5 protein-coding genes are annotated in these 11891 nt (G+C 63.5%); 4 read left to right on the top strand and 1 reads right to left on the bottom strand.

Features of this window, described 5'->3' with window-relative positions; genetic code table 11:
• Nucleotides 1-7: 7 nt before the first annotated feature.
• A complete protein-coding gene (locus ACILSO_RS05700) occupies nt 8-544 on the bottom strand; it encodes a hypothetical protein (RefSeq protein WP_395736409.1) in 537 nt (178 codons plus the stop codon).
• A gap of 308 nt (nt 545-852) precedes the next feature.
• Here ACILSO_RS05700 and ACILSO_RS05695 point away from each other — a divergent pair, with 308 nt between their 5' ends.
• The 4 genes from ACILSO_RS05695 to ACILSO_RS05680 all read left to right on the top strand — a co-directional run bounded on the left by ACILSO_RS05695 (nt 853) and on the right by ACILSO_RS05680 (nt 11514).
• Nucleotides 853-1449, top strand: a complete 597-nt coding sequence (locus ACILSO_RS05695) for a hypothetical protein (RefSeq protein WP_395736408.1) — start codon at nt 853-855, stop codon at nt 1447-1449.
• Entirely contained in the window at nt 1446-2933 is a 1488-nt protein-coding gene (locus ACILSO_RS05690; protein WP_395736407.1) for an amidase, read from the top strand. The genes ACILSO_RS05695 and ACILSO_RS05690 overlap by 4 nt, the downstream gene beginning before the upstream one ends.
• Before the next feature lie 128 nt (nt 2934-3061).
• Nucleotides 3062-10828 (top strand): beta strand repeat-containing protein, encoded by a 7767-nt coding sequence (locus ACILSO_RS05685; protein WP_395736406.1) that lies wholly within the window; start codon nt 3062-3064, stop codon nt 10826-10828.
• Between the two features lie 32 nt (nt 10829-10860).
• Nucleotides 10861-11514, top strand: coding sequence for a hypothetical protein (locus ACILSO_RS05680; protein WP_395736405.1), 654 nt, complete (start codon nt 10861-10863; stop codon nt 11512-11514).
• Nucleotides 11515-11891 lie beyond the last annotated feature (377 nt).

Genomic DNA, 11891 nt, shown 5'->3' with positions numbered 1-11891 from the left:
AGCCCTTTCAGCTCTCAGGATACACCGCCACGGCCATCACCCCTTCGCTGGGCAGCCAGCCGACGACTTCCACGCGCTTGAGCGGCTTGGCGGAGGAGCCCATGCCTTTGCGCACGGTTTCCAAAACTTGCTTCTGCGTGTCCTCCGTGACGGTGGAGCCAAACAGTCCCGCCAGATCGGAAAGCATCGGCGCGGGGGCGCTGACGCCGCCTGCGGTCGTGACCGGCGTGCGGGTCTGGCCGCAGGCGAGAATGGTGTCCCGAATGGCTTCCGGCGTCATCGTTCCGGAAACCACCACCAGCCTGCGCAGGCGCGTCTCCGAGGTGGGAGCCTGCACGATGGACGGCGCGGGCTGTGCCACCGAAGGTTCAGTGACCGGCGGCTTGATCGACTTCGAAGGTTTCAAAAAGCCGCGGGGTCCGTTGCCAGGAAAAGCGGCCGAACCCGGCGCTCCCAAAGCCCTGGGCAGCATCGGCTCCTCCGCGACAAGGGCGGCGGCCGAGACAAGAAAGGCTGTGACGAGGCGAAGAGCGGACAATTTCACGAAAGAAGGCGCGGTTTTTATCATGCCGGCTTCCCTGAGACAATAACAAAAGTGAGAAAGGGGGGAATTTTAAGACCGACGGGAGGTTGGGGACCGATTTGGCATTTCTTCCGTGGGCTGTGTGTGGAAACTCGCCCCGGGGCGCGGAATGGATTTCGTCCTGGTATTCGAAGCCTTGGCGAATACGCCAGAACTCCGCAGGAGCAAGGCACCCGGAGCCACTCCAAAAGTCCCGCCACACCCGATGCCTAGCCGCCCGCCTGCCAAAAGCCTCGACACCCTCCCGGCTGCCACGGTAGCATCACTCCATGAAGTCTGCTTTGCTCCTCGTCATCCTTACCGTTACCATCGGCGAAGGGAGAATGAAACGAGGCGAAGGATGGGCTCGGAGTTTGATATCGAGTTGGACTCAACTTTCCTGCATGGGGGATCCCATCCCTTCATTGCTACAGGTCCCCACCCCGTCCTTGGATGAGCAGCCTGTCATTATGGATGGATTGGACGGACACCTCTACGAGCCCGATGAATTAAGCCTTCTCTACATGCCTAGCATTGATCCACTCGATGGTTGGTGGGACCAGGACAACGCCGCTTGGATCAAAACCGAGGCATTGGCTTTGCCCTCAGGCATAAGGCACATCCTCGACAAACGTGAGCTCAGGGGAGCTTACTGGATTCGAGGCCATGTACGCGAACCGTGGGTGGCGCTGGCCGATGATTCGGAGTCTGCACGGAAACGTCATCCACCGTTTTCCTGGGTGAAAGACCTCCCCGTTCCGCCGGACATTCGCACCTCCCTGTCTGACCGGTTGATGCTATATCCGCCCTTGCCCGCTCGGTCCCCCTTCGCAATGCCGCTCTATATCTTTCCTTGGTACTTGCTAAAATCCACACCGTCCCCATGAACCGCCGCCGTATGATCCTCTCCACTGCTGCTGCGACCTTGGGTCCGGCGTCCTGTGTGCGGACGCACAAGGTGCCGCCGCTTTACTCCACGCTCAGCACGCTCTCCGCGATGCTCAAGGCGGAAGAGACTGAGCCCGCGCTGCTGGTGCAGCATTTCCTCAAGCGCATCGCCGAGATCGATAAAGCGGGTCCGTGTGTGAATGCGGTGCTGGAAATCAATCCAGACGCGCAAAGGCTGGCCGACAGCGCCGCGCAAGGAGCGCTGCATGGCCTGCCCATCCTGCTCAAGGACAACATCGAAACCGCCGATGCCATGCGCACCACGGCAGGCTCGCTGGCGCTGAGAAATCACACGCCGAAGGCCGATGCTCCGCTCGTGACCAAGCTGCGGGCGGCTGGGGCCATCATCCTCGGCAAGACGAACCTCAGCGAGTGGGCAAACATCCGCTCGCCGAATTCCACCAGCGGCTGGAGCGCGCGCGGCGGCCTCACGCGCAATCCTCACAAGCTCACGCACAGCGCCAGCGGCAGCAGCTCAGGCTCCGCAGCCGCGGTGGCCGCAGGGCTGGCTCCGGCAGCGATCGGCACGGAGACAAACGGCTCCATCGTCAGCCCCGCCAGCGCCTGCGGCATCGTCGGGTTCAAGCCCACCGTCGGCCTCATCAGCGGCGCGGGCATCATCCCCATCACGCATCATCAGGACACCGCAGGCCCCATGACGCTGTCCGTGCGCGATGCCGCGCTGCTCATGCAGGTCCTCGCGAAAGACTTCAGTGTCGATCTGAAACCAGATGCCCTCAAAGGCGCACGCCTCGGCGTCCTGCGCGGCCACTGCGGCAAAAATCCGCAGGTGCTCGCGCTGTTTGAAAACGCCCTCGAAAAACTCCGCGCCGCCGGAGCCATCATCGTCGATCCCGTCAAGCTCCCGAACTTTCGCGAAGCCGGAGCCAACTCGTGGAAAGCCATGCTCATCGAGCTGCGCACGGACCTCAATGCCTACCTCGAGCAGCGCGGCGGCGATGTGCGTTCGCTGGCCGAACTCATAGCCTTCAATGAAGCGCACCGCAGCGAAGAGATGCCGCACTTTGCGCAGGAGTTCTTCGAGCAGTCGGAAAAACTCGGCACGCCCGAGATCATCGCCGAAGGAGAAACCGCCCGCGAAAAAGCCCGGCGCCTGGCCGGCCCTGAAGGCATCGATGCCGCGCTGAAGGAACACCGCCTCGACGCCCTCATCTGCCCCACCAACGATCCCGCGGGCCTCATCGACCTCGCCAAAGGAGACACCAACGAACGCGTGGCCAGCACCCCCGCCGCCGTGGCCGGTTATCCCCACCTCACCGTGCCGCTGGGCTTCGTGGACGACCTCCCCGTCGGCTTCTCCTTCATGGGCACCGCGAATGCCGATGCGCAGATCCTCGCGCTGGGGCATGCGTTTGAGGAGATCACGTTTGCGATGAAGCGGCCGCAGTTTCTGCCGGGCTGAAGGTCAGGCGCCCGAAAATATAGTTCAAACGGGAGGGTAACACAGCGGCTGAAAGGCTGTGGATGACCTCTAGTATGAATTTTTATTCAGCAACAAAGAGCCTAAGGTTCGCAATCTACGCCGCCTTTTTGGGTGGCAGCCTTGCGGCCGAACAGCCTCCCAAAGGCCTGAGCAGCTCAGACTGGCAGGGCATCCGCGCAGCGCGCGAAGCCAGGCAGCACGCCTTCGAGCCCGTGGCAGACGGCTGGCAGGCGTGGAATCCCGGCCAGCGCTGGACCACGCGGTTTGATGCCCACGGCTTCACCGCGCAGCCGCAGGGTGCTGCGTGGAGCTGGGGTCTGGAACTGCGCAGCTACGGCTTTGGCAGCCGGCAGCAGAGCGTGCCCGCCAGGGCGAAGGCCACCACCGCGGGCCAGCGCCTGAGCTACCGCTGGAGTGATGCTCTGGAGGAATGGTGGGTGAATGACAGGCGCGGCCTGGAGCACGGCTACACCGTGGCCCGGCGGCCCGAGGCTGGGAAAGACGATGCCGAGCTGGCCTTCGTGCTGGACGTGCGCGGGACGCTCAAGCCGGTGCTCAGCGCCGATGCCCAAGGCGTGATGTTTCAGGACGCCTCCGGCATCACGGTGCTGAACTACAGCGGACTGAAGGTGTGGGACGCCACCGGGAAAGTCATTCCCTCGCGTTTTGAATCCGCCGGCAGCGATTCCGTGCGCATGCTGGTGAATGACCAGGGCGCGCAGTATCCGCTGACGATCGACCCCATCGCGCAGCAGGCGTATGTGAAGGCCTCGAACACGGGGGCCAGTGACAACTTTGGGAAAGCGGTGGGGATCTCCGGAAACACGGTGGTGGTGGGAGCGTGGGACGAGGACGGCACCGGCCTGGGAGTGAACCCGGCGGACAACAACAGCGGCAGCAACACGGGCGCCGCCTATGTCTTCGTGCGAAGTGGCAGCACCTGGAGCCAGCAAGCCTATTTGAAATCCTCCACGGCCTCTTCCGTCTGGTTCGGCATCGGTGTGGCCATCGATGGTGACACGGTGGCCGTGGGTGCTGCGGACGGGGGCGGTGCCGTGCACGTCTTCACGCGCAGCGGCACCACCTGGACTTTCCAGCAGAAAGTGGTCTCCCTCAATCTCGGCGCCAGCGACAACTTCGGCCAGGCGGTTTCCTTGTCGGGAGACACGATGCTGGTGGGCGCACCGAATGAAGACGGCAGCGGCACGGGCATCAATCCCACAAGCAATGAATCCTCCTCCAATGCGGGCGCGGCCTATGCCTTTGTGCGCAGCGGCTCCACCTGGACGCAGCAGGCCTACATCAAGGCCTCGAACACGGGGTCGAGCGATGCCTTCGGTTCGGTTGTGTCGGTTTCGGGAAACACCGCAGTAGTGGGAGCACCGGCGGAGGACACGGCGGGGACGGACGCGGGCAGTGCCTATGTGTTTGTGCGCAGCGGCAGCACCTGGAGCCAGCAGGCTTTCCTCACCGGGGTGAACACCGCCGCCACTGATGGGTTTGGAAATGACGTCTCCATCTCCGGAGAAACCATCGTCGTCGGTGCTCCCAATGAGGATGGCAGCGGCACGGGCGTGAACCCGACGACCAACGAACTGGCCTCCAATGCAGGTGCGGCCTACGTGTTCATCCGCAGCGGAACCACGTGGGGGCAGCAGGCCTATTTGAAAGCGTCCAACAGCGGCACCAACGACACCTTCGGCACGGCCGTGTCCATCAGTGGAGACACCCTGGTCGTCGGGGCAAACGGCGAGGACGGCAGCGGCACGGGAGTCAATCCCACCAGCAATGAATCAGCGTCTGTCGCGGGCGCGGCTTATGTCTTCATCCGCACCAACGGCAATTGGAGCCAGCAGGCCTACCTCAAAGCCTCGAACACCGGACTGGGCGACAACTTCGGCCTGGCGGTGGCCGTCTCAGGACGCACCACGGTCATTGGGGCGCAGGCAGAAGGCGGCAGCGGCACCGGCATCAATCCGGCGGACAACAACGGAGCCTCCAGTTCGGGCGCGGCATACATCTTTGACGGCGTCGGTCCGGACCCGGCAGTCATCGCTCTCTCCGGAAACTCCGTGAACATCGTCAATGGAGACAGCACGCCGTCCACCACGGACAGCACCGACTTCGGCAGTGTGGCGGTGGCCGGCAGCGCCAGCACCTCAAAGACCTTCACCATCTCCAACACCGGCTCCACCAATCTCAACCTGAGCAGCCTCACCATCGGCGGAACCAATGCCGCAGACTTCACCCTCACCGCCGCGGCCAGCACGCCCGTCATTCCAGCCGGCACCACCACCTTCACCGTCAGCTTCAATCCCAGCTTCAGCGGCACACGCACCGCGACGATCAACATCGGCAGTGACGACACCACCCACAATCCCTTCACTTTCACCATTCAGGGCACGGGGCTGGACACGCCGCCCGTGGCCGTGGCGGACAGCTTTACCACAGCCCCGGGTGTCGGCCAGATCCTGCCCGCATCCTTTCTACTGGGCAATGACACAGACAGCGATGGTGACACGCTCACGCTGACCTCGGTGCAAAGCGCCACCAACGGCAGTGTGAGCCTGGCCAGCGGCTTCATACTTTTCACTCCCACGGCAGGCTTCAGCGGTACGGCCTCCTTCACCTACACCATCAGCGACGGCCTGGGAGGCACGGCGAACGGCACCGTCACGGTCAACGTGAACGCCACCGCACCCATCGCTGTGAATGGCGGCATGCTCGTCTTCTCCAGCAGCACCACCGTGCAGAATCCGGTGACGATGACCGGCACCAGCACGATCGACACCACGGGCACGGTGACCTTCTCCGCAGGCATCAGCGGCAGCGGGCAGATCCAGAAGACAGGAGCAGGCACGCTGAACCTGAACGCGCCCAGCACCTTCAGCGGCGGCTTTGTGGCCACGGGAGGCGAGGTGGGCATCGGCGATGACGCCGCGCTGGGCACCGGCACCGTCACGCTCGGCGGCGCCACGATCAATGCCGTGGGCGCGCAGCGTGTGCTGAGCAATCCGGTGGTGATCTCCGCCAACACCACCATCAAAGGAGAAGGCCTCGGCCTGGCGGGCACAGTGAGCGTCAGTGGTGCGCAGGTGCTCACGACCCAGGGCACGCTGGACATCGACGGCTCGGTGCAGGGCAGCGCGACGCTGGTAAAGCTCGGCAGCGGCCTGCTCATCCTCGGCGGCAGCAATACTTTCACCGGTGGCATCACCGCCACGGAAGGCTCGCTCGGCATCGCCAGCAGCACGGCAGCGGGCAGCGGCACACTCACGCTCGCAGGAGCCAGCCTGCTGATTTTTGAAGGCGCGCAGACGCTGGCAAACAATGTCGTCATCTCGAATGACACTGCCATCGCCGGAGACAACCTCACGCTGACCGGACAGGTGAATGTGCTGGGAGACCAGACGCTGCTGCTGGAGTCCCTGCTGCAGATCAGCGGCCTGCTGCGCAGCGGAAACTCCCAGACTCCGGCCAGCCTCGTGAAAGACGGCGGCGGAGAGCTGGTGCTGGGCCCTGCGAGCAAGGTGGACGTGCCCATCACCGTGAGCGATGGCGCAGTCAATCCGCTCGGCATCGTCACTGTTCCCATCCAGGTGCTCAATCCCGGCATCCCGGTGCCCACCGTGCGCGAAGGCGGCTACATCTCCCAGGCGATCGTGCAGGGCCGCCCGGCCATGAGCTTTCAGGAGTCCATCTTTGGAGATCTGAAATACCGCATCGCCTCGGACAAGGACGGCACCGCCTTTGAGCCCACCATCACCATCGACAGCGCGCAGAATGTCGGCCAGTTCACCAGCCTCTGCGTGGTGAATGGAAACCCCGCCATCTCCTACTTCGACGAAGAGAACCAGGACCTGAAATACGTGCGCGCCTCCAATGCCCTGGGCACCGCCTGGGGTGCGCCGGTCACGGTCATGTCCGCGGGAAAAGTGGGACGCCACAGCTCCCTGTGTGTGGTGGCCGGGCGTCCCGCCATCGCCTTCTATGACTCGGTGAAATGCGATCTCATGTACGTGCGCGCCAATGATGCCAGCGGCACCTCATGGCCCGCAGCGCAGCGCATCGTAAGCGACCAAAACGTGGGGCAGTTTGCCAGCATGAAAATTCTCGCCGGCATACCGGCCATCGCCTATTACAACGCCACCAACAAGAACCTGTGCATGATTTGGTCGGATGACAGCACCGGAAGTTCCTGGCCTCCCGGCACCATCACTGTGCAGAGCATGGGAAATGTCGGCCAGTATCTCTCTTTCGAAATCGTCAACGGTGGCCCCTGCTTGTCCTATTTCGATGCGACCGTCAACACCATCAACCGTTCCCAGACACACCAATACCTGACCTATGCTCAGGGATACTTGCAGTCTGTCTTGATTACTGGAGGAACGCGTCATGAAGGCTATGACGTTTACTTCGACGTACCCGTGGTGTTGGACCAGACTTCAGCCAGCGTCGGAGGTTATACTTCGCTCTCCGTCATCAACGGGCACCCGGCCGTCAGCTACCGCGACGGCGCCAACCGCACGCTCAAGTATGCATGGTCTTCCGTCGGGGATTTCATCACCTGGCCTTCCAATCAGCGCATGACTCTCCAGCCCTTGGGAGAGGTGGGCGCGGCGACCTCGCTGCGTCTGGTGGATGGCAGGCCGGGCATCGCCTACTATGACACCAGGACCTGGCAGCCGGGCTTCATGCGCTTCAAAGAAGTCAAGGACACCAGCGGCGCTCCCGTGACTGCTGCGGAGAAAATTGCCAATCGAAACATTATCCAGCGCGATCTCCCGTCCAAATACGCCACCGCAGTCTCGCTCGCCAATCAGAAGAAGCCGGTCATCAAAGGCAAGAACACGAAGAGCAAGACACCCGCGGCCACTCCCACCCATGTGGGCGGATTCGTCGGCGGCACTCCGGCGAACTTCGGTGCGGGAAATCAGGGCACCGCCGTCCACAGCATCGGTGCCAGCCCTGGCTTTGTGGAGGAGGCGAACAACCTCATTTGGGAGGCCGGATTCACCATGAACTGGGAGATCAATGACGCCACGGGCTCTGCAGGCCTGAGCTGGGACAGCACGAAGGTGGGCGGGAATCTCCAGATCATCGCCACGGCCACGGCACCGATTACGCTGGATGTGATCTCGCTGCAGGCTGACAACAGCGAGGGCGATGTGCCGCATTTCAATCCCTACATTACGCAGACGTGGAAGATCGTGAGCGCGGGCAGCATCACGGGATTCGATGCCTCGGCTTTCCAGATCCGCACGGACCGCTTCAGCAATGACACGCAGGGCGGCAGCTTTTCCCTCGCGCAATCGGGTGGCGATCTGAACCTCATCTTCACACCTGCGGTGACGACTCCACCGGACATCACCGTGCTGGATGGCAGCACCTCTCTGACCAGCGGCGGCGCGCCGATCAATCTCGGCACCATCGCGGCAGGTGCGAGCGTGACGCATACCTTCACCGTGCGCAATGACGGCGCGGCACCGCTCACGGACATCGACATCGGCGGTGGAGATCCGCTGGTGGGAGACAGCACAGTGGAGCTCTCCTTCAACGTGCCTGAAACGCCGACGCTGAACCCCGGAGATTCGCTGACCTTTGATGTCACCGTGACCAATGGCCAGGCCACCGCTGCCGCTCTTGCCTCCAGCTTTGAAATCAAAAGCAGTGATGGCGATGAAGCCGTCTTCACCATCACGCTCAGCGGCAATGGCCTCAGCACGCTCCCCGCGCCTGAGATCACCCTCGTGCGCACGGCGGGCTCCGCCAACATCACCAGCGGCGGCGCCACGGCGGTGGACTTTGGCAATGTGAACACGGGTGCCGTGGTCACGCAGACGATCACGCTTTCCAACACCGGCACCGCTGACCTGAACAACATCGACTACCTCATCGATGGCGCGAGCAGCATCGACTATCGCATTCTCGACACGATGGTCAGCTACCTCGCACCAGGAGACAGCCAGCTGCTCACCGTGGAGTTCACCCCATCCGCCTCCGGTGTGCGCAATGCGACCCTGCGCATCCGCTCCAATGACACGGACGAAACCATCTTCGCCGTGCCGCTCACCGGCATCGGCAATGCGGCGCCGGAGATCGACGTCCAGACCAGCAGCGGCAGCCTCACCAGTGCAGATGCCAATCCCGTGAGCTTTGGCGCGGTGAGTGTGAATGCCACGCAGGACGTGAGCTTCACCGTGAGCAATCTCGGCCTGCTCAATCTCACCGGCCTCACGCCCACGCTCAGCGGCACGGATTCAGGGCAGTTCGCCATCCAGACCGCGCTGACCTCCAGCACGCTCACGCCCGGCAGCTCCGGCGTGCTCGTCATCCGCTTCGCCCCCACCACCAGCGGGGCCAAGACCGCGCAGCTGCGGCTTGCCAGCAATGACGCGGATGAGAATCCCTTCATCATCAATCTCAGCGGCAGCGCAGCCATCGCGCCAGAGATCTCCGTGGAGAAATCCGGCACGGTGCTGGCGCTGAATGCCGTGGTCAATGTGGGCTCCACCTCTCCGGGCAGTTCATCGAATGTCACGCTCACCATCCGCAATCTCGGCTCCGCCAATCTCACCGGATTGACGATGTCCACCTCGGGGGATGCCGCCGCTGACTTCACGCTCGGCGCGCTCACCACCCCTGCCCCTCTCGCAGGCCCCTCCGGCAGCACGACTTTCACCGTGACCTTCAGCCCGAGCGTCGGCGGCCAGCGCCGCGCCACGCTGCAGATCCTGAGCAATGACAGCGATGAAGGCACCTTCTCGCTCGTGCTCTCCGGCGAGGGCACGGTCGCACCTACGGCCATCGCTTTGAGCTCGCAGTCCATTCAGGAAAATCGCGGACCGAATGCGCTCGTGGGCACCTTCAGCGACACGGACCTCAACAGCACCGGAGACGCCGTTTACACGCTCGTCAGCGGCAGCGGCTCCGCCGACAACAGCGCCTTCACCATTCAAGGCACCAGCTTGCTCATGAATGCCAGCGCCGACTTTGAAACGAAGGACACCTATCTCATTCGCGTGCGCGCCACGGACCCCGAAGGCCTCTTCATTGAAAGCCCCTTCACCATCACCATTCTCAATGTGAATGAAGCCCCCGGATTCACCGCAGGCGCAGACCCGAGCCTCGTCGTGGGCAATACCGCGCCGCAAGTGCTGAACAACTGGGCCTCCGGCATGAACGATGGAGACAGCACCACCGCGCAGGCGCTGAGCTTTGAGATCATTGGCAACACCAACCCCGGACTCTTCACCTCGCCGCCGGCCATCACCCCCACCGGCACGCTGGGGTATGCCGCCAGCGGCGCTGCGGGAGAGGCCGTCATCACCGTGGCGCTCACGGATGATGACACGATCGATGGCAACCCCTGGTCCGTCACGCGCACCTTCACCATCCGTGCCGTCGGCGTGCTGCAAAACTGGCGTCAGCAGCAGCTCGGCAGCTCCGCCAATTCCGGCCTCGCGGCGGACACCAGCGACTACGATGGCGATGGCGTGGTGAACCTGCTTGAGTTCGCCTTTGGCACCAATCCCGCCAGCAACGCCAGCGGCCCCTCCAAGCTCGCCTACACCGGCACCTTTGCCGGCGGCGGCACCATCTCCGCGACCGGACAGCCCACCGCAGCCTTTGAGACCACGCTCACCGTGCCGGACAACCGCGCCCTGTTTGTGCGCCGCACCGACTACTCGCTCTCCGGCCTCACCTACACCGTGCAGTTCAGCGCAGATTTGACCACCTGGCAGACCACCACCGCCACGCCCTCCGTCCTCGCCGATGACGGCACCTACCAGATCCTCAGCGTGCCTTACCTCAACTTCATCGGCGGGAAAAAGGCGCGCTACTTCCGCGTCCAGGTCAATGCAGCACCATGAAAAATCATAACATACCAGCCGAGGCTGCCTCCATGAACACCTCCCGTCTCCACTCCGGCATTCTGGCGCTCCTTTGCGCGCTCGCGCTCGCCCCGCTGCCCGCGCTGCAGGCCGCCGTCGTTTACAGCGGCGTGCAGGACGTCTCCATTCCCTTCACGCTCGACGGCGTGTATGTGAATGTCGCCACCGGAGCCACCAGCACCACCCAGCCGGGCACCTGGGACACCGCCCCGTGGATCAATCCCTTCTACGGCGGCACCCTCATCGCCAGCAACAGCGTGCTGCGCCCCAGCGTGGTCACCGGCATCTCTGGAAACGAGCGCGTGCTCAATCTGCCCTCCAGCACGCTCATCGATGCCGCCCAGCACTTCGCCGCCGGCTACAATGGCAGCGACAGCCACATCGGCGCCGCAGCAGATCAGTTTCAGACCGGCTCCCCTGGCCTGCTCGGTTTCAGCTTCGACCTCTCCGGCAGCACCTACTACGGCTGGATGCGCATGACGCCCAGCAACAGCAGCTCCGGCACCGTGGTGGACTGGGCGTATGAAGACACGCCCAACACCGCCCTCCTCGCCGGCATCACCACCTCCGCCGCGCCCGAGCCCCAGCGCCTCACCCTGCTCCTCCTCGCCTCCACCAGCCTCCTCCTGCGCCGCCAGCGCCGTTGCGGCCCTGTCTGGCATTGAGCACGCATTCATGCATCAGCTCCCGGCACTCTGGAACGTAGGTTGGGCGTGTTTGGCGCCGAGGGTGTTCACATGCTGCCTCGCACACTCCGCCAAACCGCCCGACTGCGAGGACATTCGTACGCCGCAGACCTCGCAGCACGCCCACAGACGGGCCCATTCTTCGCACTTCGTTCGTCGAAGGGCACACGGGCTTTCACCACACCCGCCCCTCCCAAACCAAGGGACCAAGATGGTCCCCCTCCTGCCGGAGGTCCGCCCGCCCTCCCATTCCCACGCCACCGGGCAAAGGCAGAAACTCCAAACCAGCCTCACCGGGCATGTCCCTCTCGCGCGCGGAGCTCCTGACAAAGTCATTTCGCTCATTTCGCTCATTT

This window comes from Prosthecobacter sp., from assembly GCF_044226605.1.
Classification (GTDB): Bacteria; Verrucomicrobiota; Verrucomicrobiia; order Verrucomicrobiales; family Verrucomicrobiaceae; genus Prosthecobacter.
Note: the sequence above shows the minus strand (reverse complement) of the source record. Positions and strands in the feature narration are given on the sequence as shown.